General features: G+C 48.6%; 21 protein-coding genes and 1 pseudogene. 7 read left to right on the forward strand and 15 right to left on the reverse strand.

All coding sequences use genetic code 11. From position 1 onward, the window contains the following. Positions 1-41: 41 nt before the first annotated feature. The 12 genes and pseudogenes from ASG24_RS14525 to flhD all read right to left on the reverse strand — a co-directional run. A partial coding sequence (locus ASG24_RS14525) for a methyl-accepting chemotaxis protein (RefSeq protein WP_235562262.1) occupies positions 42-1,190 on the reverse strand: 1,149 nt, incomplete at its 5' end. A 1-nt stretch (position 1,191) separates the two neighbouring features. Next, positions 1,192-2,863 (reverse strand): annotated as a pseudogene (locus ASG24_RS14530) (MCP four helix bundle domain-containing protein); the annotation flags it as partial. Positions 2,864-3,371: 508 nt separating this feature from the next. Next, a complete protein-coding gene (locus ASG24_RS00015; protein ID WP_055866450.1) occupies positions 3,372-5,990 on the reverse strand; it encodes a methyl-accepting chemotaxis protein in 2,619 nt (872 codons plus the stop codon). Positions 5,991-6,047: 57 nt separating this feature from the next. Further along, positions 6,048-6,560 carry a chemotaxis protein CheW gene (locus ASG24_RS00020; protein ID WP_082487939.1) on the reverse strand — a complete coding sequence of 171 codons (513 nt, stop codon included), beginning with the start codon at positions 6,558-6,560 and terminating at the stop codon, positions 6,048-6,050. A gap of 12 nt (positions 6,561-6,572) precedes the next feature. Beyond that, entirely contained in the window at positions 6,573-8,963 is a 2,391-nt protein-coding gene (locus ASG24_RS00025; RefSeq protein WP_055866453.1) for a chemotaxis protein CheW, read from the reverse strand. Positions 8,964-8,990: 27 nt separating this feature from the next. Then, entirely contained in the window at positions 8,991-9,359 is a 369-nt protein-coding gene (locus ASG24_RS00030) for a response regulator (RefSeq protein WP_055824936.1), read from the reverse strand. Between the two features lie 42 nt (positions 9,360-9,401). Beyond that, positions 9,402-9,944 (reverse strand): hypothetical protein, encoded by a 543-nt coding sequence (locus ASG24_RS00035; protein WP_055866456.1) that lies wholly within the window; start codon positions 9,942-9,944, stop codon positions 9,402-9,404. A 91-nt stretch (positions 9,945-10,035) separates the two neighbouring features. Next, positions 10,036-10,998 (reverse strand): flagellar motor protein MotB, encoded by a 963-nt coding sequence (motB, locus tag ASG24_RS00040; protein WP_055824942.1) that lies wholly within the window; start codon positions 10,996-10,998, stop codon positions 10,036-10,038. Positions 10,999-11,037: 39 nt separating this feature from the next. Then, positions 11,038-11,898 carry a flagellar motor stator protein MotA gene (gene motA, locus ASG24_RS00045; RefSeq protein WP_055824944.1) on the reverse strand — a complete coding sequence of 287 codons (861 nt, stop codon included), beginning with the start codon at positions 11,896-11,898 and terminating at the stop codon, positions 11,038-11,040. A gap of 209 nt (positions 11,899-12,107) precedes the next feature. After that, positions 12,108-12,968, reverse strand: coding sequence for a class I SAM-dependent methyltransferase (locus tag ASG24_RS00050; RefSeq protein ID WP_235562263.1), 861 nt, complete (start codon positions 12,966-12,968; stop codon positions 12,108-12,110). Positions 12,969-13,030: 62 nt separating this feature from the next. Continuing rightward, complete coding sequence (gene flhC / locus ASG24_RS00055) at positions 13,031-13,597, reverse strand: flagellar transcriptional regulator FlhC (RefSeq protein ID WP_055824947.1); 567 nt, start codon at positions 13,595-13,597, stop codon at positions 13,031-13,033. A gap of 46 nt (positions 13,598-13,643) precedes the next feature. Continuing rightward, positions 13,644-13,967: a flagellar transcriptional regulator FlhD gene (flhD, locus tag ASG24_RS00060; protein ID WP_055824950.1), complete on the reverse strand. Its 324-nt coding sequence runs from the start codon at positions 13,965-13,967 to the stop codon at positions 13,644-13,646. Between the two features lie 615 nt (positions 13,968-14,582). Between flhD and flhB the strand changes: the two genes are divergently transcribed. The 7 genes from flhB to ASG24_RS00095 are packed head-to-tail and all read left to right on the forward strand — an operon-like array spanning position 14,583 to position 22,410. Further along, positions 14,583-15,755: a flagellar biosynthesis protein FlhB gene (flhB, locus tag ASG24_RS00065; protein WP_055824953.1), complete on the forward strand. Its 1,173-nt coding sequence runs from the start codon at positions 14,583-14,585 to the stop codon at positions 15,753-15,755. A gap of 27 nt (positions 15,756-15,782) precedes the next feature. After that, positions 15,783-17,870, forward strand: a complete 2,088-nt coding sequence (gene flhA / locus ASG24_RS00070) for a flagellar biosynthesis protein FlhA (RefSeq protein WP_055866460.1) — start codon at positions 15,783-15,785, stop codon at positions 17,868-17,870. A 1-nt stretch (position 17,871) separates the two neighbouring features. Then, positions 17,872-19,212 (forward strand): flagellar biosynthesis protein FlhF, encoded by a 1,341-nt coding sequence (gene flhF / locus ASG24_RS00075; protein ID WP_055866463.1) that lies wholly within the window; start codon positions 17,872-17,874, stop codon positions 19,210-19,212. Next, positions 19,205-20,011, forward strand: a complete 807-nt coding sequence (locus ASG24_RS00080; protein ID WP_055866467.1) for a hypothetical protein — start codon at positions 19,205-19,207, stop codon at positions 20,009-20,011. Before flhF ends, ASG24_RS00080 begins: the two co-directional genes overlap by 8 nt. A gap of 16 nt (positions 20,012-20,027) precedes the next feature. Then, on the forward strand, positions 20,028-20,765 hold the full coding sequence (locus ASG24_RS00085) for an RNA polymerase sigma factor FliA (RefSeq protein WP_055824965.1): 738 nt from the start codon (positions 20,028-20,030) through the stop codon (positions 20,763-20,765). After that, positions 20,765-21,517 (forward strand): flagellar motor protein, encoded by a 753-nt coding sequence (locus tag ASG24_RS00090; protein ID WP_055824968.1) that lies wholly within the window; start codon positions 20,765-20,767, stop codon positions 21,515-21,517. Before ASG24_RS00085 ends, ASG24_RS00090 begins: the two co-directional genes overlap by 1 nt. Further along, positions 21,517-22,410: a flagellar motor protein MotB gene (locus ASG24_RS00095; RefSeq protein WP_055866470.1), complete on the forward strand. Its 894-nt coding sequence runs from the start codon at positions 21,517-21,519 to the stop codon at positions 22,408-22,410. The genes ASG24_RS00090 and ASG24_RS00095 overlap by 1 nt, the downstream gene beginning before the upstream one ends. 25 nt (positions 22,411-22,435) lie before the next feature. Here the strand turns inward: ASG24_RS00095 and ASG24_RS00100 are convergent, their stop codons facing one another. The 3 genes from ASG24_RS00100 to msrP form a co-directional block, all read right to left on the reverse strand. After that, positions 22,436-24,730: a bifunctional diguanylate cyclase/phosphodiesterase gene (locus ASG24_RS00100; protein ID WP_055866473.1), complete on the reverse strand. Its 2,295-nt coding sequence runs from the start codon at positions 24,728-24,730 to the stop codon at positions 22,436-22,438. Between the two features lie 309 nt (positions 24,731-25,039). Next, on the reverse strand, positions 25,040-25,663 hold the full coding sequence (locus ASG24_RS00105) for a sulfite oxidase heme-binding subunit YedZ (protein WP_055866475.1): 624 nt from the start codon (positions 25,661-25,663) through the stop codon (positions 25,040-25,042). 59 nt (positions 25,664-25,722) lie between these two features. Continuing rightward, a complete protein-coding gene (gene msrP / locus ASG24_RS00110) occupies positions 25,723-26,673 on the reverse strand; it encodes a protein-methionine-sulfoxide reductase catalytic subunit MsrP (RefSeq protein ID WP_055866477.1) in 951 nt (316 codons plus the stop codon). Between the last annotated feature and the right edge of the window lie 174 nt (positions 26,674-26,847).

Here is a 26,847-nt window from a genome sequence, read left to right on the forward strand (position 1 = left end):
CCGACCTTATTTAGGTCGGCTTTTTGTGATTCCGTTACTGGCTAAAACTCTTCCCAGTCACTATCGTCAGTACCAGTGCGTTTGGAGGCGCTGGACTTCATCGGTGGCGGACTACTGCCACCTCCGGAGGCCGACTTGCCAAATGAGCCTTCAGAGACAGATTTCGAGCTATAACCGCTATCCCTTTGCGCACCCTGCTGGCTAGARGCCACTTTCACCGGGCTGTGTCTTGCTGCCGGTTTCTGCGTCACCGCATGCCCGCCACCAAAGCTCTTGCCTTCCAGCTTGAACTGGCTGATGGCATCAGCCAGCTGGTTAGCCTGGTCTACCAGTGATTCAGCTGCAGCTGCCGCTTCTTCAACCAAGGCCGCATTCTGTTGCGTGGTTTCATCCATGCTGGTCACTGCCTGGTTGACCTGGTCAATACCGGTGGTCTGCTCGGCAGAGGCAGCCGAGATCTCACTGATGATGTCAGCCACACGTTGTACCGAGGACACCACATCTTCCATGGTGCTACCGGCATTCTCAACCAGGCGCGTACCTTCAGTGGTTTTATTCACTGAGTCTGTGATCAACTCTTTAATYTCTTTCGCAGCACTGGCTGAGCGTTGTGCCAAATTACGCACTTCACCTGCCACTACGGCAAAGCCTCTACCCTGCTCGCCTGCACGGGCGGCTTCCACCGCTGCGTTCAGGGCCAGGATGTTGGTCTGGAAGGCAATACCGTCAATCACAGAGATAATGTCTTCAATCTTCTTGGCGCTATCGTTAATGGCACTCATGGTCGCGACCACTTCGTTAACCACGGCACCGCCTTTGACAGCCACATCAGAAGCAGTTAATGCCAGCTGGTTCGCCTGTTTGGCGTTCTCGGCATTCTGTTTCACCGTTGAAGCCAGYTCTTCCATGCTGGCAGCCGTTTGTTCCAGGCTGGAGGCTTGCTGTTCCGTACGGGCTGACAGGTCGGCGTTACCGCTGGAGATTTCATTGGCTGCTGTGGTGATGGTTTCTACKGCTTCAGTCACAGCGATRATYGGGTCTACCACCATATCCAGGGTGCTGTTCACACCTTCGATAATCTTGCGGAAGTCGCCCTGGTGTTTGTCAGCGTCGGCACGTACGGTAATACGGCCTTCACCGGCAGCTTCGGCCAGCAGATTCGTGTCTGCAACCAAAGCGTTCACCGCGTCNCGCCCTGGTGTTTGTCAGCGTCGGCACGTACGGTAATACGGCCTTCACCGGCAGCTTCGGCCAGCAGATTCGTGTCTGCAACCAAAGCGTTCACCGCGTCAATGCTGGTGTTCATGTTATCAATTATCTGGCTGTAGTCGCCTGGATAATGATCGGTAATCTTGGCTGGGATATGACCACGGGCAATATTCTCCAGATACTCTGAAGTCACTGTCAGTGGTTTCACAACTGCATCCAGCGTGCTGTTCAGACCATCAATCACTTTGCGGAAATCGCCATTGTGCTTGCCGGTATCTGCACGGGTAGACAAAGCACCATTTTGCGCGGCAACTGCCAGTTCATTCGCATCTGCCACCAGTGCATTCACAGCATCAATACACGTATTGAGGTTGTTAATGATGAGGCTGTAGTCACCCTGATATTGCTCGGTGATCTTGGCTGGAATATTGCCTTTGGCAATGTTGTCCAGGTAGCCGGAGGTGACATTCAAAGGTTTCACAATCGCATCCAGCGTGCTGTTAAGCCCCTGGACAATAGTGCGGAAATCACCCTCATGCTTGCTTGCATCCACGCGAGCAGTCAAACGACCTTCAACCGCGGCATGCGCAAGCTCATCGGCATCACTAATCAGGCGTTTAATATTGCTACGCACCTGTTCAATCGCTTCGTTCACGAACGCCTTTTTGCCAGGAAATTGTTTCAGTGTTTTATCAAGGTTGCCTTCACCAAAGGCTTTAACCACCTCAATCGCTTCCTTGTTCATGGCAATATGGCCAGCCACCATTTTATTGATGCCTGCGGCCATTTCACCGTAACCACCTTTAAAACGGGTTTGGTCGACTGTGCAATCAATATCGCCTTCATCATGCTGCTGGCTGACATAGTTCAGGGACTGCACCAGGCCATCCAAGGTTTTTTGCAATGTGCGAATCGAGTAAGCCACACTAGTCTTATCGGTTTCTGGAAGGGTAATTTTCTGGTTAAGGTTACCTTCAACAAAGTTGCGTGCAATCACGCTCAGCTCAGTTGGTTCCATACCCAGTTGCGCACGCAAACGTTTGGTAATCAATATACCTGTCACCACAATCACAGACAGGCACAGCAAAGCAATAGCCGCAGATTGCCACAAGGCTTTCTGTTTAATAGCGGCCGCATTGTCGGCATGCACCTTACTGATCTTCTGGTTATACACCATATGATCATCCAGCTTATTAGCCAGCTCAACGGCCACTTTATCTGCTGCTTGCAGAAGGCTGGCCGCTTCAGGCGAACCGGCATCGGACAAAGCAAGCACACGGGTCATCTGATCGAAATATCCTGCCAGCATATTCTGCTCTTGCGCGAACATTTCCTTGTCTGTGCTATCGCTGGTCAGGTCTTTGTAATTACTCATCGCTTCTTCAACCACTTTACGGCGGTCCTGAATTTGCGAGGCAAGCTTTGCTTTCTCGGCAGGCGTGGTTGCGGACACGTGTCTCAAAAGATTCAAACGCAGGCGCTGGTAGTAATTCTCAGCTTTGGATAACTCCAGGATGCTTGGAATACTATTCGCATTGGCCTGATTGGTGTACTCAAAAACCTTGACTACCTGCGTTAAGGTAAAGCCAATCAAGATCACCATTGCGATCGCGCAGGAGGCGATCAGCAGATACATTCGTTTCGCAATTGTCATAACAAATCCCTAACCAAAATAACTGACATATTCAGTTTTATATCGCTGAATTATGGCAAAAAAACAATGAACAATATGCGGCTATCAGAGGGGTATTTACCTGCCAAATCTTGCTCAGGTAATCCTGTAAAAATAGTCGCTGTCATCAGCTGGTTCTGGCTCATGCAGACTTTACTGATACACATCATGAATATCGACTTTTTTCAGGTAAACTTTAGGTTAAAAGCAGACGAATTTAGTGATTGAATTCAATGACTTTTGCTATATAAAAATGATTTCAGGAAGAAATATTTTTTAATTGGTTTTGAAGAGAGTTTTCGTTTAAAAATTAAGAAAATTATCTGCCTTACCGGATAAAAAATAAACACCACCAAAGCCTCCTGGTGGTGTTTATTTTTTAAATTGGATAACCGATCAAGGCGGATGCCCACAACAAAAAACCTTCATGCAATGTATTAAAAATTTCACGTAGTCTAATTGTCATGCTGCACCCTCCGTTAGTTACATGTTAAAACTCTTCCCACTCGTTGTTATCGGTACCGGTTTTAGCCAGTTTTGGCTGTGCCTGCTGGCTGCTTGAAGTGCTCTGTGTCACTGGTTTTGCTTTATGTGCGATAGGTGCTGATGCAGGCTTTCTCGCTGGTGTAACCGTTGTACGTGCCGCTGGTTTTTGAGTGTGCAGTCTGTATTTATTGACTGAATCCATCAAGTTTGAAGCCTGCTCAACCAGGGACTCAGCAGCCGCGGCCGCCTCTTCAACCAAGGCAGCATTCTGCTGGGTTGTTTCATCCATTTCAGTCACTGATTTATTGACCTGATCAATGCCGGAACTTTGCTCGGCAGAGGCGGCAGTGATTTCACCCATGATATCGGTCACGCGTTGCACAGAAGTCACGATCTCGTGCATGGTTTCACCAGCACTTTCAACCAGTTTGGTACCTTCTGCTGTTTTGCTGACTGAATCACTGATTAACTCTTTGATTTCTTTAGCAGCGCTGGCTGAACGTTGTGCCAGGTTACGCACTTCACCCGCTACCACCGCAAAGCCTCTACCCTGCTCGCCTGCACGCGCAGCTTCAACCGCAGCGTTCAAAGCCAGGATATTGGTTTGGAAAGCAATGCCATCAATCACGGTAATAATGTCTTCGATTTTGCGCGCACTTTCGTTAATCGCGCTCATGGTAGTGACGACATTACCAACCACTTCACCGCCTCGAACAGCCACTTGCGATGCAGCTTCAGCCATTTGATTTGCCTGACGTGCATTGTCGGCATTCTGTTTCACGGTAGAAGCGAGTTCTTCCATGCTGGACGCAGTTTCTTCCAGGCTGGATGCCTGTTGTTCTGTGCGGCTGGAAAGATCATTGTTACCGCTGGCAATTTCTTGTGCAGCAGTGTTGATGGTCTCGCCTGCTTCACGAATCTGCATCAATAACTCTGTCATATTTTCCAGCAGGTTATTCACACCTTTACAGATTTCTGCTGTCGGCCCTGTTTTATCAGACAAATCGATACGGTCAGTCAAGTCACCCTCTGCCGCATTGGCAATGATGGATGAAATCTGGTCACTGACGCGACGCTCCTGTGTAATATCCACCCACTCTAGTGAAGTGCCAGAACGTACGCCAGCGTTGTCAAAAATCGGCATGGCTTTCAGGCGTACAAACATGTCACCCAGTGGCATTTCAACCACATGTTCTTTGGTTAAACCAGCCAGTAAATTGCGTTGATGCGCTGGATTTTTATGGAAAATATCAAAATTCTGGCCGATGATTTTTGCGGCTTCAAAATGTGGCAACACTTTACGGAAATTAGATTCCGAGCTGCGCATTAAACGCTCTGTGGAAGCATTCATGTAGCGGATAATGCCATCGTTATCGGCCATCATCATATTGGTAGAAGCTGAGTCCAGTGTTGTTTGTATTCTGAAGGCTTCAGCAGATTTAATCGCTTGTTCCTTATCAGCCAATACCGCTTTTGTAATGTCGGTGGCATATTTAACAACCTTCACTGGCTTGCCGTCCAGGCCGATAATCGGGTTATAGGAGGCCTGTAACCAGATATCCTTGTTGTTCTTGCCATAACGATGATAGACACTCTCGTCTGGCTCGCCACGGTTTAATTTGGCCCAGAACTCTTTGTATTCAGGGCTGGCTTTATGACGCTCACTGACAAACATGCTGTGATGTTTGCCGACAACCTCTTCCAGGGTGTAACCGGTTACCGCCAGGAAGTTCGGATTGGCAGTGATCACGGTACCGCTAAGGTCAAACTCAATCACGGCCTGTACTTTAGCGATGGCTTGAACCTTGCCCTGGTAATCCAGCTCAAGTTGTTTTTCTGCAGTGATACAGAAAGAGTAAATCTTGATTTTTGCCAGTTTTTTATCATCATCCAGGAGTGGCACATAATTAGCGCTAAACCAGTATTCATTGCCGGATTTTGAGACGCGGCACACTTCCTGTTTACCACTTTCACCCCGGGCCAGTTTTTCCCATAGTGCTTTATATTCAGGGCTTTGGGCAGAATGTGCTTTTAGCAAAAATCCGATGTGCTTCCCAATCACTTCTTCGCGGCTGTAGCCTAAAGGCGCTACCACGAGTTCATTACAATTCAGGACCTTTCCATTGACATCACATTCCAGTACTCCAAAGGTCTGGTTGACCGCGTAGCCGTCTTCCTGGAAAGAGAAATTTAGTTTTTTGTCACGTGTAATATCAGTCAGGTAGGCTACGGCTTTGCGCAGTTTGGCGTTTTTATCCAGCACCGGTGCGTAATAGCCCTGAAACCAGGTTTCTTTCTCTGACTTATTGATCAGTTTGAACGTGCCTACAGATGACTTCCCTGCAGCAAGATCTTTCCAGAAACTTTGGTATTCAGGCTTGGCTGCATCTTCTGCAGACAATAACTTGCGATGATGTTGTCCAAGCAATTCATTGGCGCTGTAACCAAGCGCGGCACACAAATTCTCATTTGCGTGGATAATTTTTCCATCAGCATTTAATTCAATGATAGCTCTCGCCTTATTGATCTCAGTCTTAAGCGCTGAGAATTCGGCATACTCATCCAGAATATGCTGATACTGCTTAGTACCTGCTGCCAATTTATTTAAAATTGTTGAAAACATAATGGGCCCCTAGGAAGAAGTTCCTGTTTCAATTCCGTTATTGAAAAGCGCCAGTGCTTAATGCACGACTGCATCCATTAATTCCATTTCATTGCTTGTCATCAGTTTCTCTATATCCACCAGAATCAGCATTTCCTGCTCTATGGTGGCTAAACCAACGATGTACTTGGTATCAATACGCGTCACCAGTGATGGCACTTCGCGCAGATGCTCTTCGCGCAGTTCACGCACATCAGACACGCCATCTACGACGATGCCGACAATACGGCCATTCAGGTTAAGGATGATGACAACGGTAAATTCGTTGTACTCAACCTTGCCCAGTTTGAATTTGATGCGCAAATCCACAATCGGCACAATTTTGCCGCGAAGATTGATCACGCCTTTAATGAATGGCGGCATATTGGCAATTTGCGTCACCGCGTCATAGCCGCGAATCTCTTGTACCTTGAGAATCTCGATGCCATATTGCTCATTGCCCAATACAAACGTCAGGTATTCGCCGGCTGCCGTTTTCATGCTGCCAGCATTGTTACCGCCGTGGTTGTTAGTCGTTTCTGTTGTAGTCATTGCATATGCTCCTTATGCATTGATGTGATTCTGTAAATTGGAATAATTCTGGTCAGCAAAAGACCGACCGCCCGTGATGTAATTGGTTGTTTGGCCCATCTGTGTAATGGCCGGCACATCAAGAATCAATGCTACTGAGCCATCACCCATGATGGTGGCGCCGGATACACCTGGAATACGTTTGAAGTTGGTTTCCAGGCTCTTGATCACTACCTGTTGCTGGCCTACCAAGCGATCGACAAACAATGCAGATTTCTTGCCATCCGCCTCCAGGATCAGCAGCACGCCGTCAGTCGGGGCTGTGATTTCGGTAGGATGGTTAAACAAGGCATGCAATGCGATGATCGGCAAGTATTCGCCCCGCACATGCACCATCAAGCCTTCGCCAGTAACGGTTTTCAGGTCTTCTGCACGTGGTTGCAAGGTTTCTACAATCAGGTTCAACGGCACTACATACAGGCTCTTGCCCAGCGAGACAGACATACCATCCAGAATCGCCAGTGTCAGTGGTAGTGAAATGGAAATAGTGGTGCCATATCCCAGCGCCGAGCGGATTTCGATATTACCGCCCATGGCACTGATGTTACGTTTGACTACGTCCATGCCTACACCACGACCTGAAACATCAGTGACCACTTCAGCAGTAGAAAAGCCTGGTGCGAAAATAAGGCTGTATACCTCGCTATCGCTCATGCTCTCGTTCACCGGTAATCCATTCGATGCTGCTTTAGCCAGGATACGATCACGGTTCAGGCCACCACCGTCATCAGTGACTTCAATGACAATGCTGCCGCCTTTATGGGCTGCTGATAAAGTCAGCGTACCGCTTTCAGACTTGCCGAGTTCGCGACGCACTTCAGGCTTTTCAATACCGTGGTCCACACTGTTACGCACCAAATGCGTTAATGGGTCGACAATACGTTCAATCAGACTCTTATCAAGCTCTGTCGTCGCACCATTGGTGACAAATTCAACTTTTTTGCCCAGTTTACCTGCCAGGTCACGCACCATCCGTGGGAAGCGCGAGAATACGAAGTCCATAGGCATCATACGGATAGACATGACAGATTCCTGCAAGTCACGGGTATTACGGGTCAGCTGGCTGACACTGTTGATCAGGCCTTCGTTATCCGTTGGATCCAGTGCATTCACGCGCTGTTCAATCATGGCCTGGGTAATCACCAGTTCGCCAACCAGGTTAATCAACTGGTCAACTTTTTCAATACCAACACGAATCGAACTGCTTTCTGCATTCTGTGGTGCAGCAGGCTTGTCTGATTCGCGACGTGATTGTGCACGGCGGTCTTCTTTCACTTCTGCAGGCGGTGCATTGGTGGCAGCTTTGGCCTCTGCTTCAGAGGAGGCTTTCGCCAGCGCTGCAGCTGCATTGTCATCACCAATCATTTGTGCTTTTGGTGCATCAGGGTGTGGCTTAAACGGTGCAAAGAAACCGTAACCTTCTTCCTGTGGTTCTTCACCGCTATTGGTAAAGAAGCCATAACCCACTTCTTCAGCAACAGCAACTTTGCCGTCTGCGCTGCTAGCTTGTGCCGGCTTGGCGTCTCCTGACACAGGTTCACTATCGAAGAAACCGTAGCCAAGATCAGCTTCAACTGGTGCCGCCTCTGCTGGCGCCGCTTCTGCGGCTACCTCTGCAACAGGTGCTGGTTCGGCTGCAGGCGCTTCTGCGCCGGCTACTTTAACCACCAGTGCATCCGGATCCACAATAAAGGAACAGATGGAAATAATGTCGTCGGCACTGGAGTCTGTTTTAACCAGCAAAGCATGTTTATCACCACGCTTGTAAATAGCAACTTCGCCTAACAAGGCTAATTCATCTTTGAGATTATCTAAATCTTTTTCGGTGACTTCAGGCAGACCCACATCGTAAACCTGGATACCGCTCGCCTGCTCTTCGGCTGTAGCTGTTAATGCAGGTGCAGGTGCGCTTCCTTGGACAGCAGCAGGTTCAGGCGCAGCCGGTGCCGCAGCAGCCGGAGCTGGTGCTTCAGTTTTACCTTCAGAAAGAGCTTTCAAGGTGGCAGAGATTTCGTCCACTTGCGCGGCATCGACTTCGGACCCGTGGCGATGACCATCCAGTTGCATTTTGATCACGTCTTTAGCGGCCAGGAAAGCATCTACATGCTCCATGGTCAGTGCCATTTCCTGCTTGCGAATCTTGTCCAGCAAGTTTTCCAGGACATGGGTAATGCCCGCCATATCCATAAAGCCAAACGTAGCTGCACCACCCTTGATTGAGTGTGCTGCCCTGAAAATAGCGTTCAGCTCCTCAATATCGGGAGAGTCCACATCAATATTCAGCAGGAGACGTTCTGCCTCGGCGAGTAATTCCTCAGCCTCGTCAAAAAACACCTCATAAAACTGGCTCATATCCACTGTCATTATTTTCTCCAGTCCCTTAACCGGCGCTTAAGCACCAATTACTTTTTGTACGACTTCGATCAAACGTTTAGGATCAAAAGGTTTTACCAGCCAGCCATTAGCTCCAGCGGCTTTACCCTTTGCTTTCATTTCATCTGATGACTCAGTAGTCAGCATCAGGATAGGTACTTTTTGATAGGAAGCCAGGTTACGCAGATTGGTAATCAGCGTCAGGCCATCCATGACAGGCATGTTCTGGTCGGTCAATACCAGGTCAACGGTCTTTTCCTTGGCCCTGTTCAAGCCATCCTGTCCGTCTACGGCCTGCACGACATCATAGCCGGCGGCTTTCAAACTGAAAGCAACCATTTGACGCAAAGAACCTGAATCGTCTACTGTTAAAATTGTCTTCGCCATTTTCACTCGCCTTTTTCGCTCATTATGTTAAACATGCTGTGATTAGAATAAATCGATATCACCGGTCGCCAAATCCTGCTGATTTACTGACTTACGTAAATGGCCGGTGAGATGGGCGCTACCTTGATCAAAATTCTGGTTTAGTTGCATGATGAAATCTCTGATTTCTTCATGCTCGTTCTCTGCCGCCATCGGAAACTGGTGGCTGGATAACTCATCTAATAGTGTTTTCAAGCCATTGACACGATTGATCGTGCGTTGCAATAGCTGGTTGGTCATGTCCTGGAATTGCATGCCAGTCACAACCTTGTTTACTTCCTGCCCGATATTGTCCTGGTAAACCTGCAACTGCTGCACCAGGTCAAGGTGTAGCTTGCCAGTGTCAGCCAATGACTGAATGACGGCTTGCTGCTCCGTCAATTGGGCATAGACATTCATAAAACTGGCGCTCAGTTTTTCAATCGCTTCGTTCAGCAAAAAGGTCGTTTGTTGTAAATCGGTTTCGATTTCCAGCAAATGCCAGTTGCCATTGCGAGAAACTGCAGCCAGTAACTCTCTTAACTCTTCGATGGGCAATGTTTTCATAGTGGTCCCTATCTTGCCTGATTTCCGTGTTTTTCAATCAAGAAATAAGCATTGTAAAAATCGCTCATTTCTTGGCTCCTTGATCTAATGTTTATTTCTTTTCAATTTCTTTTTGTGGCTCTTGTTGCGAACTGCTTTGTAATGCTTTCACCTGTGAAAGATCACTTTCGCTGGCTGAAATCTGGTCATTGTCTTTCAACAGATCTTCTTCGGTTTCTTTATTCATAATGATCAGGCTGATACGCCGGTTAATCGGATTAAATGGATTTTCTTTATCCATCATGATGGCAGAGCCTAAGCCGACCACCCGCATCAATTTGGTCTCATCCATACCGCCGGAAATCAGTTCACGGCGCGATGCATTGGCCCGGTCTGCCGATAACTCCCAGTTGCTGTAGCCATGGTCACCATTAGCATAACCTGCCGCATCCGTATGGCCGGACAAACTGATCTTGTTATCCACGCCATTCAGCGTTTTACCTATCTCGTGCAGAATCTGTTTGGCATAAGGCTGCAATTCCGCCTTGGCATTCTCAAACATGGGCCGGTTTTGCTCGTCAATAATCTGTATGCGTAACCCTTCACTGGTGATATCCAGTTTCAACTGCGACTTGAATTGCTTTAAGGTAGGGTTTTCTTCAATCGCCTGTTCAATCTTGGCTTTGAGTGATTCCAGCTTGATCTTCTCAGCGCGTTTCAACGCTTCTTTCACATCTTCGATCTTGACCGTTTTCAGCTTGCCGGGATCGCCATCCACCGGTTTCACCTGTCCTTGTTTTTTGGTGACATCGCGGCCGCCGGTATTTTTCAGTGCAGAATCACTTTGCCCGACAGAAGGCCCCATCAGCACCATGTGTAAAGGTGTCTGGAAATATTCGGCAATGCCTTCTTTTTGTGCTTTAGAGGTAGAACCCAGCAACCACATCAACAGGAAGAACGCCATCATCGCAGTCACAAAGTCAGCATAGGCAATTTTCCAGGCGCCACCATGATGACCGCCACCGGATTTCTTTATCTTTTTTACAATAATCGGGGCAACACGATCTTCTGCCATGATGTTCTCCAGCGATGCGCTGATTAATAACTAGGTTAACTATTTCGACTTGGCCTGTTTCACGTGCTCTTCAAGCTCGGTAAATCCAGGGCGTTCGGTGGAGTACAAAACTTTGCGGCCAAATTCCACGGCAATCGGTGGGGCGTAACCGTTCAGGCTGGCAAGCAGCACGACTTTCACGGTTTGAAAGCTCTTGCTGGACTCTTCCAGTTTTTGCTCCAGCAGTCCGGACAACGGGCCAACAAATCCATAAGCCAGCAAAATACCGAGGAAAGTACCTACCAGTGCGTGCGCAATCAGGATGCCCAGCTCGGCAGGTGGCAATGCCACGTTTTCCATGGTGTGCACCACACCCATCACCGCGGCCACAATACCAAATGCCGGCAGGCCATCGCCCAGCTTGGCGATACAATGCGCTGGTACATGGCCTTCCATATGGTGGGTTTCAATTTCGTTATCCATCAGGTTTTCTACCTGGAAAGCATCCATGTTGCCGGAGACCATTAAACGCAGGTAATCAGTGATGAATTCCACCAGGTGGTGGTCATGCAGGATGGACGGATATTTGCTGAATAGAGCACTGGATTCAGGATCCTCGATGTCTTTTTCAATCGCCATCAAGCCATCCTTGCGAATCTTGGTCAGTATCTCAAACAGCAATGCCAGCAAATCCATATACAGCTGTTTGGAGTATTTGGAGCCTTTGAATAAGGTCGGCAAGGCTTTCACAGTAGCCTTGATGGCTTTACTGTCGTTACCGACAATAAATGCACCAAACGCCCCGCCAAAAATCATCATAACTTCAAGCGGCTGCCACAGTGCGCCCAAATGACCACCTGCGAGCGCATAGCCCCCGAAAATCATGCCGCATACGACTACATACCCGATGATAACGAACATGCCCTACTCCACTTTTAGCATTGAATACCTACAGCATAGCAATCGCCAGCAAGTTTCAATGTTTCAAATAAAAGGGATTTAGCAGGTTAATTATTGATCGTGCCGTTGCTGGCATACACTAAATACGGATAAGTTCGAATATAAAAATGGCTGCTAGCCATTACTTGGCAAGTGATTTTAAAAAACAGCTTCTACAGAGTTAAAGGGTGTTACAAGGAATACACGTAAAGTGCAGGAGAGCTATTGGAGGGATAGATAATACGCCCTGCAGTTAAGCCAGGTACAGGAAACTCAGAGCTGACAAACAGACTGCCTGGTCGCATTTCCTGGTGAACTTTTTGCCATACATCCGGCATCACCGCAGGCGACAAATAAGCAAATACTACATCCAGTTGTGCAAAGTCACTCTGGCGATAATCACCTAGCGTGAATTGCGTACGGCTATGGGAAAAAATCGACCGTACCTTGCTCACCAGCCAGGGTAATGGCGCGATCTCAATCCCGTCGATCTGGTCTTGAGTGCGTTGACGTGATAGAAACAACGACACATCACCGAGACCGCTGCCAATATCCAGCACACGCAAAGGTTGTTCACCGGCATGTTGGTCCAGGATTTGATGCATCGCACGCCATGTGGCAGGAAACGAAGGGTAAAAAGGAACGCGGGTATTGTGCACCGACCAGTAAAGCGTCAAAGTCACCACAAAACCGGCAAGATAAACGATAGCAGGCAAGTCAACTTGCAGCATCACTACGACCGCTACAGGAAAAACAAGATGAATCCAGCGCCACCATACCGGCATAAGCGCGGCTCTAGCCATGAGGCTGACTAGAAATGCATGTGGAATTAACCAGAACCAGACCGAGTCCAGTCTTAATCCCACGCTACGTAGTTCGAAAGCGAATACGCTGTTGATTACGCCTGGCGCAATGCTCGCAATCAACAACAAACTCAAACACTGAATCAGCAATGCCTGACACCATAATTTCTGTGGCCATAACTTTTGAGACAGGGAACGTTGTGCAACACCTTGCTGCAACGCCCCTGCCGAAAGTTTAATAGAACGCATGCTGTGTCTTTCTATCAATACCAGGTTGCACTCATCAACCTGACCATCAGTCACTCATTCACTTAAGCTGTCATTGAAACTAGTTTGTAGCTGAGTTCTTTGGCTTTTTTGGTTTTACCGGCACGTGAAGGTACGTGGCAAAGGTTGCACACATAGTTCTGGTTCAAATCGTAGCTGTTCACGATGTATTGGCCACCGCAGCAATGACAGACTTTAGTCGTCAGCATTTTGCTTTCAATAAAGCGAACCAGGGTCCAGGCACGTGTCAGAGACAAGATTGGCTCTTCCGTCTGGCTTGCATCTGGGCTTTGCACTTGCTGGATATACAGTGTGTAGGCTTTGATAATCGCGTGTATGCCTTCAACACCTGCGTAATCCACCATGAAACGATAGATATTATAGAAAATAGAGGAGTGAATATTTGGCTGCCAGGTCAGGAACCAGTCGGTCGAGAATGGCAACATGCCTTTTGGTGGGGAAACACCTTTCATCTCTTTGTAGAGCTTGATCAAACGCTCACGAGATAAAGTCGTTTGCGATTCCAGCAATTGCAACCGTGCGCCCAACTCAATCATTTGCATGGCCAGTTTAATTTGTTCTGCTTCGTTAACTACACTCTTCTTTTGCATGATAAACCCTCTTTTCTATTATTTATCGTCAGATGGGAATGACAACTTATACGGTAGATTCTGCTGCTTGAGCGGACATTAATACCGCTGTGTGCAAATGTGCTTGTGCAGGATCTTTAGTGTAGCTGGTCAACATACCCAGGATTTCGCTGTCATCAAAACGGAAGCGGGTCAGGAGCATGTTTGTGTTACACAGTTTGAGTAATTGCAGGTTGGTCAGGTTTTCCAGCAGGTCTGCGATTTCTTTGTTGATACCCAGACGGAAAATTGCGGTGGCTTTATCAGCGCGGATCAGTTGTTGTGCCAGCATCAGGTAGTTCAGATTGGCATCTTTGATTTCAGCGAGTAAATCGTTTTGCATGACATTCATGATCTTTTCTCCATTTATTTGCGGTTCAATTTAAGTACGCATTTGCGTTAGGCGTACTTTGCGCGCATTCATGGATGCCAACAATCAGGGTTTGTCGGTTAATTTTGTAAGACGGACGAAAACAGCCATGTAGGTGTTTGTCTTACAAAACCCGACATGGCATAACACATAACCATAAAAAACATAAGGTTATGATATTTATTTAATGTTTAACTAGAATAAATATAGCTCTATCTTCTCAGTGATGATCTTCTTTCAATTCAAAAAATAATTAAAGTTTTCCCTTTGTATTCCGATAACAGATGCATTTTCTCTAAGAAAACATCATCCGGTTAATCACGCGGGCACTTTTTGTCATAACTCGTTTACGGCAGTACGAAATAAAACTTTAGGGTTTTCTTTGAAAATAATTCATTTATTTTTTAAGTGATTGTTTCTAATAGGAAAATAAATTTAATATTTGCATTTTTTAACACAAATCATTCTATAACTATTAGATTGCGGTCAATAAGTCCCTTTATTCGAACTATAAAAAAAGGATTCACTGCTTAATAATCACTCATGTATTAACGGAACACCTGTCGTGTTTCTGAATACCAGATCAAAGAGTGAGTTATGGCAGCTGATGACAGCGATATGGAGAAAACCGAGGACGCGTCCCCCAAGCGATTGGAGAAGGCACGCGAAGACGGTGATATCCCCCGCTCCCGTGAGTTGGCAGCCTGTGCAGTATTGTTCACCAGTGGGATGGCCATCATGATGCTGGGCAAACCGATGGGTGAGGCACTAAAAGATGTATTGAGGCAAGGTTTGAGATTTGACCAGGCCTTGGCGTTTGAGCCGGAACTGCTGATCACTCATTTATTGAAAGTAATCGAGCAAGTGATGTGGGCCTTCCTGCCACTGGCAGTGATTATTGTGGCGGTAGCCGTAGCCTCTCCTATATTGGTGGGGGGATGGGTAATGTCACAGAAATCACTGATGCCTAATTTCGGCAAACTTAATCCTATTAAAGGATTAAGTAACCTGATCTCTAAAAACTCAGCCGTTGAACTGGTGAAATCGATTGCGAAAACGGTGCTGGTTGCTTCAGTCGGCTATGCCATCGTGAAAAAAGATCTGCAACCTATGCTGGGTTTATCTGAAATGCCGCTGGAATCGGGCATTAGCGCCATTAACGATTATATGGTGACCGGCTTCCTGACCATTGCTTCAGCCCTGGTGCTGATTGCGGTGATTGATGTGCCCTACCAGCTTTATCAGTATGCGCAAAAGCATAAGATGACCAAGCAGGAGCTGAAAGACGAAGCTAAAGAAGCGGAAGGTAGCCCTGAAGTGAAAGGCCGTATCCGCCAGCAGCAACGTGAAATGGCCCGCAGGAGAATGATGAGCAATATTCCGACTGCCGACGTCATCATCACCAACCCTACCCACTATGCGGTGGCTGTACGCTATAAAGAAGGTGAAAATGGCGCGCCTATCGTAGTGGCTAAAGGTGTAGATACGATCGCACAGAAAATTAAAGAGATTGCAGCTGAACATCAAGTGATGACACTGGAATCCCCTAAGCTGGCCCGTGCTTTATATGCACATACGGAATTAGAGCGCGAAATTCCACAAGCCTTGTATGCGGCCGTGGCCGAAATCCTGGCGTATGTATTCCAGCTGCGCGTGTTCAGACAACACGGTGGTGTTCGTCCGGCCATGCCAGACAATGTGCCGGTACCGGATGCACTGGATCCACACGCTCTGGTGGCTACACCACCAAGCGCAACAGATATTGAATAGTTAAAGCAAGGTTTAAGGAGCTTATAGATGAATAACTGGCAACAAATGATGGGGAAACTGGATGGTCGCGCAGTCGCGGCACCACTCATTATTGTATTGCTGCTGGCCATGATGATCCTGCCGTTACCGGCCATCGTGCTTGATGTGTTTTTCACCTTTAATATCGCGTTGTCCATCCTGGTGCTGATGATAGGCCTGCAAACCACCAAAGCACTCGACTTTATCGCTTTCCCAACCGTATTGCTGATGACCACCATGTTGCGCCTGGCGCTGAACGTGGCTTCTACCCGCGTGGTGTTGACCGAAGGACATGCCGGACCGGATGCAGCAGGTAAGGTAATTGAAGCTTTTGGCCACTTCCTGATTGGCGGTAACTACGCAGTCGGTATCGTAGTGTTTGTGATCCTGACCATTATCAACTTTACTGTAATCACCAAAGGTGCCGGCCGTATTGCTGAAGTAGGCGCACGGTTTACCTTAGACGCGATGCCAGGTAAACAAATGGCGATTGATGCTGACCTGAATGCCGGCCTGATTGGAGAAGACGAAGCCCGCCGCCGCCGTAAGGAGGTCAGCCAGGAATCCGAATTTTACGGCGCGATGGACGGTGCCAGTAAATATGTTCGTGGTGATGCGATTGCCGGTATTTTAGTGATCATCATCAACATCGTTGGTGGCCTGATCGTCGGCATGGTGCAGCACGACCTCAGCTTTGGCGACGCAGTTAAAAACTATACCTTGCTGGCGATCGGTGATGGCCTGGTGGCGCAAATTCCATCACTGGTGATCTCTATCGCAGCCGGTGTGGTGGTTTCACGTGTTGCCAACAACGAAGACATTGGTGGTCAGCTGATCACCCAGTTGTTTGAGAATCCACGTGTCTTGAGCGTGACTGCTGGCATTATCGCCGGTATCGGCCTGATTCCTGGCATGCCGCACCTGGCTTTTCTGGCACTGGGTGCCATGTTGGGCGGCATGGCTTACTCTGTGAAAAAGAAACAGGAAAAAGCAAAACTGCAAGCCATTCTGGAACCGCAACCGGAAGATAAACTGGCACCTGCCAGCGAAGCTGAGGAGGCGACCTGGAACGACGTACTGCCAGTGGACACTGTCGGTCTCGAAGTGGGTTACCGTCTGATTCCATTAGTGGATAAAGCGCAAGGTGGTGAGTTGCTGAAACGGATCAAAGGTATCCGCAAGAAATTCGCACAGGAAATCGGCTTTCTGGCACCTACCGTACATATCCGTGACAACCTGGCCTTAAAACCGAATGCATATCGCATCACCATGAAAGGTGTAGAGATGGCGAGTGGTGAATCCAATTTCAACCAGATGCTGGCGATTGACCCCGGTGCAGTGACTGGGGAACTGGATGGCGCAAAAACTACTGACCCTGCATTTGGCCTGCCAGCAGTATGGATTGAATCCGAGCGTAAAGAATACGCGCAAAGCCTGGGTTACACCGTAGTGGATGCAGGTACCGTGATCGCCACACATTTAAACCATATTATTTCACTGAACGCCGGTGAACTGCTGGGCCGCCAGGAAGTACAGCAATTGCTGGATCACCTGGGTAAAGAATCCAGCAAACTGATTGAAGAGATCGTCCCAAAACTGATTACGCTTTCTTCATTGCAAAAAGTATTGCAGAACTTGTTGAACGAAGGCGTGCATATCCGCGATATGCGTACGATCCTGGAAACATTGGCTGACCATGCGCAATACAGCCAGGACGCTAACGACCTGACCGCCATGGTACGCGTCAAGCTGGGCCGTGCCATCGTACAGGATTTATTCCCTTACAGCGACGAAGTGACCGCGATGACCCTGGACGGACAGCTGGAACGTTTGCTGCTACAGGCATTACAGAACAATCAATCCGCACAAAACGTGATTGAACCTGGCATTGCTGAAAAACTGTCGCAACAGACAGAAATGGCTGCCAGACAACAGGAGCAAATGGGGCTGACACCGGTATTGCTGGTAGCCGCCCCGCTACGCCAGGCTTTATCAAGATTTTTAAGAAGGACTGTCCCGCATCTCAGAGTGCTGTCGCACGACGAGTTGCCAGACAACAAATCCATTCGAGTGACCAGTTTAATCGGAGCGCAATAACATGAATATCAGAAGATTTTTCGGCAAGAATGCACGTGAAGCATTGGCTCAAGTCAAGCAAGCATTAGGCGAAGACGCCATTATCGTGGCCAACCGCAGTGTCAATGGCGGCACCGAAATTATGGCAATGCTTGAAACTGATATCGAGAACTCTGGTGGCAAGCAGTCAGCAGAGACTAACCATGATGCGCGCAGCCTGCTCGACTTTGTCAACGGCAAAGAACCAGCACCACGCATGATGGCGCCTCAGCCAGTGGCCGCGCCTGCTCCGGCGCCAGCGCCTGCTGAAGAAGCCGTATTAAAAGATCACGCGATCATGGATTTGTTCAAACAGCACAGCGAACAGCAAGAGCAGGCCTACCAGGTCGCTACGCAAACGCTGGAAGAAAAAATGCTCACCATGATGCAGGAAATGCGTCATATGCGCAGCAACTTTGAAACCCAGATGAGCGCCATGACCTGGCAACACCATTTACAACACAGCCCTGCAAAATCCAAAGTATTGAGCACCCTGCTCTCTGCCAGCTTCAGCGCAGCGCTGTCACGCCAGATTGCAGAAAAAATGCCGCAACATATCGATGTACAAAAAGCACCGATGTGGGCTAAAGAAGTGATCAGCCGCAACCTGCATACGCTGGATGATGAAGATGCATTGCTGGATAAAGGCGGTGTATATGCCCTGGTTGGCCCGACTGGCGTTGGTAAAACCACGACCACAGCTAAACTGGCGGCACGTTATGTGATGAAACATGGCACGCAAAACCTGGGCCTGATCACCACCGACAGCTACCGTATTGGCGGTTACGAACAATTACGTATTTACGGCAAGATCCTGGGTGTGATGGTACATGCGGTGAAAGATGAAGAAGACCTGAAAATTGCACTCAACGAGTTAAAAGGCAAACACATGATCCTGATTGATACCGTCGGTGTCAGCCAGCGTGACCAGGCAGTGACTGAGCAGTTATCCATGCTGAGCCGTGCTGAAACACCAATCCAGAAATTACTGTGCCTGAATGCGACTTCAACTGGTGAAACCCTCACTGACGTGATGCGCAGCTATAAAAAGCATGATATTGCCGGTTGTATCGTCACCAAACTGGATGAAGCGGCAGCGATTGGCAATGTGCTGGATGTGCTGATCCGTGAGCGTATGCGCCTTTTCTACACGACCAGTGGCCAACGTGTACCGGAAGATATTGAAGTGGCAAACAAACATGCACTGGTTGAACGTGTGTTAACACCACATCAGGCCAGCCTGCCATACCAGTATCTGGATGAAGAGTTGCCGCTGGTGATCTCAAGCATGATGCAAGCGCAAGGAGAGCAGCAGCATGTTTAACTACCATGACCAGGCTGATGGATTGCGCCGTATCATGGCCCGCTCATCAGCACGTGTGATCAGCGTCATGGGGGCGAATGGCCAGCCTGCTGAAACCTGGCTCAGCCAGTTGGCGGCAAGTATGGTGGGTCCTGGGCAGCGTCTATTGCTAATCCAGGCTAAGCAACGACCTATGACAAAATACACACTACATGCGGTGGCTTTGCGCCAAAGCATACTCAGCCGCGCGGTGGTCAAGCATCCGCAAGGTTACGATCTGGCGACGCTGGCTGAAACTGACATATTAACCTCGTCCTTATCCGGCGATTTAAAAACAGAGCTTAACGGTATAGTGAGTCAACTTGCGTATGACTACGATACCGTGATTATAGAAGCATTATTAGATCCGCTTGACCAGACCCTGATATTGCCCGTGATGGCACAACATACATTAGTGTTGCAGATGGGGCGTAATGAAGCAGCCATTAAATCGGCTTATATGACAATCAAGCGCCTTTGCCAGCAGCATGGGCAATTGCCATTAAGCGTAGTGGTGACGGACTCCAGCCATGAGCAGGGCCAGCAATATTTTATGCGACTGAACCAGGTCTGCCAGCAGTTCCTGGGAATTTCCCTGAGTTTTCTGGGTGCTATTCCTGAAAATAAAGTGGTACAAAAGACAGAAAATATTCAAGCCAATGGCTTGAAAAACCGTCATGGCCTGGAGTCATCTCCGGCAACGCAGTCTGCACTGGCATTCAAGGCCATTGCCAGAAGCCTGGATCAACGTGTAAGCACGTCGTCACTGGCTGCTGCCTAGAGTAAAGAGGGATAACATGTATACCGCTAAAGGCAAAACTAACAATACTGACCAGATGCTCAAGCAGCATAGCGGCCTGGTTAAGAAAATGGCATACCAGCTGAAATCAAAATTGCCCTCTTGCGTGGAGGTCGATGATTTGGTGCAGGCCGGGATGATAGGCCTGATGGATGCTATTCAACGTTATGAAGATACGCACGGTGCGCAGTTTGAGACCTATGCCTCACAACGTGTGCGCGGCGCCATGCTGGATGAATTACGTGGCGCCGACTGGCTGCCACGTGGTATCCGCAAAAACATGCGAGATATCGAAGTAGCCGTGCAACAGCTAGAACAAAAGTTGGGCCGCCCGCCTACCGAATCAGAAATCGCCAAACACATGAATTTCAGTCTCGAAGACTACTATGATGTATTGAGCGACTGTCAGGGTCACCAGCTTATTTATTATGAAGATTTTCATGATGACGACGGTGGTGGCGAGCACTTCCTAGACCGCTTTGTGGATGATGACAGCAATGACCCGGTTAAATCCTTGCTGGAAAGCGATTTCCGTGAGGCGTTGATTGACTCCATCGATAATTTGCCAGATCGAGAAAAAATGTTGATGGGCCTTTACTACGAACAGGAACTGAACCTGAAAGAGATAGGCGCCATTATGAATGTGTCAGAATCACGCGTCTGCCAGCTGCATAGCCAGGCCGTAGCCCGCTTGCGTGCGTCCATGCGTGACAAATCCTGGACCGGAGTCTCCTGATGGATTGGGGTAGCCTGGCAGGCCTGCTTATCGCCCTCGCCGGCCTGGTGCTGGGTCAAACGATTGAAGGGGGACACCTTAAATCGCTGATGCAACCGTCAGCGTTTGTGGTGGTCATGCTGGGCACGGTCGGTGCAGTCTTGCTGCAAACCGAACTGAAAACATTTATCAAAGGCCTGCGCATGCTGCGCTGGGTATTCGTACATCCTGAAGACGACCGTCACAAGCTGGCCCAGCGCATTAACCAATGGAGTTTGCAGGCTCGTAAGGAAAGTGTCTTATCCCTGGAAAGCCAGATCAAGCGCGAGCAAGATCCTTTTGTACGCAAAGGCTTGCAATTGCTGGTAGACGGTACACCGGCTGACCGCATCCGCGAAGTGTGTGCCATTGATATGTATTACTTTGAAGTGCAAGAGCGCGATGCCGCCAAAATCTGGTCAGCTGCCGGTGGTTATGCGCCGACAGTAGGTATTCTGGGCGCGGTACTCGGGCTGATTCACGTCATGGAAAATCTCTCAGATCCTGCCAAAATCGGTAGCGGTATTGCGGTAGCTTTTGTGGCAACCATCTACGGTGTGGCATTGGCCAACCTGGTTTTCCTGCCGATTGCCAATAAGCTAAAGGGCCATATCCAGCATGAAATCTCACGCCGTGAAATGCTCCTGAATGCCTGGGTTTCTATCGCCAGAGGCGATAATCCGAAACTGGTCAGTGAACGTCTGGAAGCCTATTTGCGCCTGCGGGAGTCGTGATGTACAGGCGTAAGATCTACGATGACGATGATGAAAGCCACGACAGGTGGCTGATTTCGTATGCGGATTTCATCACCCTGCTGTTCGCTTTTTTTGTGGTGATGTATGCCACATCAACGATTAACCTGAACAAATACCAGACATTATCCAATTCGGTAGTGAATGCTTTTCAGGGTAATCCTAGCCAAGCGCCGTCGCTGAATACTGAAAATCCATCCTCTTTGCAAAACCTGAGCGCCATCAAGAAACCATTGCCGCTGAGCTATTTGTACCAGGAGAAAAAACAGCGCGACATGGAAAAAATGCGTGCCATCGGTCAACAATTGGCCAACGTTTTATCCGTTTGGATAGAACAAAAAGCCATCACCGTGCAACAAGGTGAGTTTGGGGTGGATATTGCCATACAGAATAAATTGCTGTTCAAGCCCGATCAATCCACGATGTCGGACGAAGGCCCGTATGTCATTAAACTGGTGAGCGAAGTGTTGAAAAACGAATATCGCACCATACAGGTGGAAGGTCACATTGACCGCCATGCGTTTGCTGATGATCCTAACCCAGAGGCAAAACGCTGGGAAATAACCGCGACTCAGGCCGCACGTGTGGCAGGGATACTGGGTACACGAGGCGTGATCAGCAAGCGGCTTTCTGCGATTGGCCTGGCCGATACCAAGCCTGCTTCCAGCAGTGAAAATGATCTGGCGCAGACCATCAATAACCGTATTATCATCCGCGTGCTGACTGCTGAAAGTAATGCGCAGCAAGCTGCCAATAATACCAGTACCACCCAGCTGGAAATTTTACCGAAGGCGACTGAGCCTGTTGAGGCTGCCGGGGAGCCAATCAAGGAAACATTGGGCGAAACGCCTGCTGTCGTTTCAACCAACCCATAATTCATGCAGCCTGATTAGGCAGTCATCAAACCAGTGCCTGCTCCAGGCAGGCATCAAACTGTGCAATCGGCATAGGCTTACCAAACAAATAGCCTTGATAGCGTCGGCAACCATTATTCAGTAATAAATCCATCTGCTCCGGCGTTTCCACACCTTCAGCAATCACGCTGAGGTACATGCTTTGCGCCATGGCAATAATCGTGCGCACAATAGTGCGGTCGTGGCTGTCGGTAACGATATCATTGACAAATGAGCGGTCAATCTTGAGCTGGTATAAAGGTAATTTTTTGAGGTATTGCAGCGTAGAATAGCCGGTACCAAAGTCATCGAGTGAAAACTGGATCCCCAGGCGGCTCAGCTCACTCATGATGCTGACAGCGTCATCCACATTTTCAAGCAACAGGCTTTCGGTCAGTTCAAGGCGCAATACATTCGGGTTGATCTGGTGTTTCTGGATACAGCTTTTGACCATTGCAATAAAGTTGGCTTGCCTGAACTGGCGGGCGCTAATGTTTACCGACAAGCTGAGATCACTGGTTTTACGGTCTTGCTGCCACTGCGCAATCTGCGCGCATGCCTGATCCAGCACCCACATGCCTATATCGATAATTAACCCGCTGGATTCCGCCACCGGGATAAACTGCAACGGGGAAATAAAGCCACGCTCGGGATGTTGCCAGCGCAATAAGGCCTCGGCACCGAACGGCCGACCGGTATGATCAACCTGTACCTGATAATGCAAAGCCAGCTGCTGCTGCTCGATCGCCTGGCGCAATTCAGTTTCCAGCATGATCTGGGTAGCAATTTCTGTCTGCATGCCGGCTTCGTAAACGCATGCGGTGTTGCGTCCCGCCTGTTTGGCTCTATGCATGGCGATATCAACCGCTTTCACAAAGTCGGTTTCAAGCGCATCGGCACTGGTAAAAGTGGATAGGCCCATGCTGGCAGTGATCTGCAGCTTATGATTGGCGACTTTAAATGCACGCTGAAATACCTTTTTGAGTTTGCGCTGTAGTGCCCACACTTGCTGCAGCGCTTTTTCGCGTTCGCCGGACAGACCCGACAGCAATATCAGGAACTCATCGCCACCCATACATGCCAGAAAATGCGGTGACGCCACTTTCTGCAGCCGCTCTGCCACTTGTAACAGCAAATTGCTGCCCAGCGTATGCCCATGCGCTTCATTTATCCACTTGAAGTGATCCAGGTCAATATAGATCAATCCCCAGTGATGAGCCGTCTCTGCTTGCGTTTGCAAATGTTGAAGCACCTCGTAGGCTTTACGGCGATTAGGAAGGCCGGTCACCGGTTCCAGGTAAGCCAGTGCTTCTATCGTATCCTGCGACAAATGCCTGTCGACCACGATACTCACTAGCTTGGCCGCCTGCTCAATCATCGACTGTTCGTTTGCCGTGGGCGTCTGCGGCTGGCGATAGTAAATGGCAAACGCACCCAGCACGTCACCCTCCGCTGTCAGCAGGGGTTCTGCCCAACCCGCACGGATACCAGAAGCTTTGGCTGCATCGCGGTGATTTATCCAGTTGGGATGCGTCATCACATCTTCCACAATCACGCGTTGTTTAAGTGCAATTGCAGTCGCCAGCGACCCTTTGTCAGTTTCAAGTTGCAGCTGGCACAAGGTTTCCAGCATGGCCTTAGGCAAGGTCGGCGCAATCACCGTTTGCACCAGCTTGCCCAGGTGTTGCGTGAGCACAATGGCGCAATACATATCCGCATGCATGGCTTCAATATCGCGGGCTATTGTTTCCAGCACACGGGTAGCATCCTGCTCTTTAAGGACCAGTTCCAGCATTGAAAACTGGAAGCGCTCATAAGCGATAGCGCGCAATTTCTCATGCTGGAACTCCTGCGCGGACTGGCGTTCTTGCGTTACTTCACGCACCAGTAACAAATAGCGCTTCTCACCGTCACTGTTGGAAAAATCGTGGGTGACTATCTCAAGCCAGCGCTGATCTGCATTTTGTATGGGGAGTTGCGGTAATTGGAGTTGCTGTAAAGGGAGTTGTATGGTCCGCTGGGATACGCCTGGCAAAGGCTGGGAAAGTAATCCTTGTAACGGCCCATGTGTAAGCTCTGGCAAATGTGTCCATATTGAGGAAACCATTTGCCCATCGTTATCTGAAACAGCGATATTCGCCCGATTAAAAAATAATAAGGCATCGCAATTTCCGTGCTGATCGGTTTCCGCAGCTAAACCAAAACCAGAGGAATCAAAAGAGGAACGCCATTCTTCAAACGTGCTGGCGAGTGCTTGATTGGCCAGGACGAATGCGCTGGGCTCGAAAATTACTTTTAACATCAGATACCTTCACAACCGCAGTGTAAATCCAACTGCCGACAACCAAGACACTGTGCCTGTCGGTTGTTGAAATGACACACCCCAAAATCATTAGTGAGAGTCGTCCCTAAAGTATTGCTCTCTTTTATATTTGCGATAATGTGTCCTGGCGTTAATGATGTCAAGCCTGAATTAAATATACAGGCGTGCGGCTGTCACATGAGAAGCTTAAACAGGGGATTAGGCACTATGAATAACGATCATGCCTTCCTGGAATCAGCTTTGTTGGAAGAGCGTAGTGAACACAGGGATGGCACCTGGCATCAATGCCTATCGTTTGGCCTGATTAACATGCAGTTTCCAGCGCGCAATCATTAATCCGGCAAACACCATGCTGTAAATCACCGGTTCAGTGACATCTTTTTTGACCAGCCACCAGTAATGCAATAAAACCAATAGCCCGATGACGTAAACCAGTTTATGCAGGCTTTTCCAGCGCTGTTTGAGTGCACGTATGGCACGCTGGTTGGAAGTGGCGGCCAGTGGTAAAGTCAGCAGAAAAGCAGATGCGCCAACTAGCACATAGGGGTGTTTGATAATGTCTTTAACGATATCCGGCCAGTCAAAACTGTAATCCAGCCACAGGTAAGTCAGCACATGCAAGCAGGCATAGGCAAACATCCATAGCCCCAGTAGGCGGCGCACGGCAATCAACCAAGCCTGCTGCGTCCATTGTCTGAGTGGCGTGATACCTAAAGAAAGTAGTAAAAACACCAGTCCCCAGGTGCCAGTGGAGCGCTCGACGAATTCAACAGGATTTGCGCCTAAATCATCGGTCATTCCCAGGATTAGTAGACGTAATAGTGGCAGGCTTGCACCTAGCCAGATCAGGGTTTTTAAGGTGCGGATTTTAGCGACAGGGCCTGTCGGTAATAGAGACGTCAAAGGGTTCATACAAACGTTAAAATCTGTTTTAGGCTGTACAAAAATACTAGCGGTTTAACGATCAGGCCCTAGAAATTCTTTTTTAAATCCATTCCGGCGTACAGCTGCCCTACTTCATCATAACCATTAAACATTTTGGTTTTGATCCGCCCGGCAAATAAGCCTGCACCAATACGTTTTTCTGAGGATTGGGTCCAGCGTGGGTGATCAACTTGTGGATTGACATTCGCATAAAAGCCATACTCACGCGGGCCGGCTTTCACCCAGGTGGTAGTCGGCATTTTCTCCACAAAGCGGATGGTAGTAATTGCTTTGGCACCTTTGAAACCATATTTCCAGGGCACGACCAGGCGGACTGGTGCACCATTCTGGTTTGGTAACACTTTGCCATACAAACCCACCGCGAGTAGCGTTAACGGCTGCATGGCTTCATCCATTCGCAACCCTTCTACATATGGCCAGTCAAGAATAGGCATCCTTGCACCAGGCATATGACGCGAGTCATTGTAAGAAACAAACTCTATATATTTGGCATTGCCGGTCGGTTGCGCCCAATCAATAAGCGCTTTCAATGGCAAGCCTATCCATGGGATCACCATTGACCATCCTTCAACGCAGCGCATACGGTAAATACGCTCTTCAAGGGGTGCCAGTGCGAGTAACTGCTCAATAGTGATTGTTTTTGCCTGCTTGACTGCGCCTTCTATCTTGATCGTCCACGGTGTAGGTTTAAATAATACGGCTTCGCGCGCAGGGTCTTCTTTACCGGTGCCAAATTCATAATAGTTGTTGTAACCGGTGACATCCTCGTAGCTGGTCAGTTTTTCGTCTTTACCATAGGCGGTTTTTTTCGCATCCAGGGTAGCAGTCGCCGCTTTGGCATAAGCAGGCAACAACAGACTTGTGGTTAAAGCACTGGCCGCCTTAAGTACCGTACGACGCTGTTGAAACACCTCAAACGGAGTGATTTCAGAAGGCTGTATGTCACTGGGGTTACGGCGATTATTGTCCAACAACATACTGGCTCCTAAGATGTTTTAAAAGGTTCATGCGTGAATCAGATTGGACATGATAGATTAATAAAGAATCCCAGATAGCCTTCTTTAAAAATAAAGCCTGCCCAGCTGACAGAAGTATGGTTAAAAAAAGGGCTAAAGTCCTGAGACGTTTAGCCCTTTTGGTGTTACTCAGAT

The sequence above is a fragment of the Methylophilus sp. Leaf414 genome, assembly GCF_001425425.1.
Classification (GTDB): Bacteria; Pseudomonadota; Gammaproteobacteria; order Burkholderiales; family Methylophilaceae; genus Methylophilus.

What these genes read in the sequence shown, in the direction of transcription:
- ASG24_RS00015 (WP_055866450.1), bottom strand. Translation starts at nt 5,990, where the DNA reads ATGTTTTCAACAATTTTAAATAAATTGGCAGCAGGTACTAAGCAGTAT.
- ASG24_RS00020 (WP_082487939.1), bottom strand. Translation starts at nt 6,560, where the DNA reads ATGACTACAACAGAAACGACTAACAACCACGGCGGTAACAATGCTGGC.
- ASG24_RS00025 (WP_055866453.1), bottom strand. Translation starts at nt 8,963, where the DNA reads ATGACAGTGGATATGAGCCAGTTTTATGAGGTGTTTTTTGACGAGGCT.
- ASG24_RS00030 (WP_055824936.1), bottom strand. Translation starts at nt 9,359, where the DNA reads ATGGCGAAGACAATTTTAACAGTAGACGATTCAGGTTCTTTGCGTCAA.
- ASG24_RS00035 (WP_055866456.1), bottom strand. Translation starts at nt 9,944, where the DNA reads ATGAAAACATTGCCCATCGAAGAGTTAAGAGAGTTACTGGCTGCAGTT.
- motB (WP_055824942.1), bottom strand. Translation starts at nt 10,998, where the DNA reads ATGGCAGAAGATCGTGTTGCCCCGATTATTGTAAAAAAGATAAAGAAA.
- motA (WP_055824944.1), bottom strand. Translation starts at nt 11,898, where the DNA reads ATGTTCGTTATCATCGGGTATGTAGTCGTATGCGGCATGATTTTCGGG.
- ASG24_RS00050 (WP_235562263.1), bottom strand. Translation starts at nt 12,968, where the DNA reads ATGCGTTCTATTAAACTTTCGGCAGGGGCGTTGCAGCAAGGTGTTGCA.
- flhC (WP_055824947.1), bottom strand. Translation starts at nt 13,597, where the DNA reads ATGCAAAAGAAGAGTGTAGTTAACGAAGCAGAACAAATTAAACTGGCC.
- flhD (WP_055824950.1), bottom strand. Translation starts at nt 13,967, where the DNA reads ATGAATGTCATGCAAAACGATTTACTCGCTGAAATCAAAGATGCCAAT.
- flhB (WP_055824953.1), top strand. Translation starts at nt 14,583, where the DNA reads ATGGCAGCTGATGACAGCGATATGGAGAAAACCGAGGACGCGTCCCCC.
- flhA (WP_055866460.1), top strand. Translation starts at nt 15,783, where the DNA reads ATGAATAACTGGCAACAAATGATGGGGAAACTGGATGGTCGCGCAGTC.
- flhF (WP_055866463.1), top strand. Translation starts at nt 17,872, where the DNA reads ATGAATATCAGAAGATTTTTCGGCAAGAATGCACGTGAAGCATTGGCT.
- ASG24_RS00080 (WP_055866467.1), top strand. Translation starts at nt 19,205, where the DNA reads ATGTTTAACTACCATGACCAGGCTGATGGATTGCGCCGTATCATGGCC.
- ASG24_RS00085 (WP_055824965.1), top strand. Translation starts at nt 20,028, where the DNA reads ATGTATACCGCTAAAGGCAAAACTAACAATACTGACCAGATGCTCAAG.
- ASG24_RS00090 (WP_055824968.1), top strand. Translation starts at nt 20,765, where the DNA reads ATGGATTGGGGTAGCCTGGCAGGCCTGCTTATCGCCCTCGCCGGCCTG.
- ASG24_RS00095 (WP_055866470.1), top strand. Translation starts at nt 21,517, where the DNA reads ATGTACAGGCGTAAGATCTACGATGACGATGATGAAAGCCACGACAGG.
- ASG24_RS00100 (WP_055866473.1), bottom strand. Translation starts at nt 24,730, where the DNA reads ATGTTAAAAGTAATTTTCGAGCCCAGCGCATTCGTCCTGGCCAATCAA.
- ASG24_RS00105 (WP_055866475.1), bottom strand. Translation starts at nt 25,663, where the DNA reads ATGAACCCTTTGACGTCTCTATTACCGACAGGCCCTGTCGCTAAAATC.
- msrP (WP_055866477.1), bottom strand. Translation starts at nt 26,673, where the DNA reads ATGTTGTTGGACAATAATCGCCGTAACCCCAGTGACATACAGCCTTCT.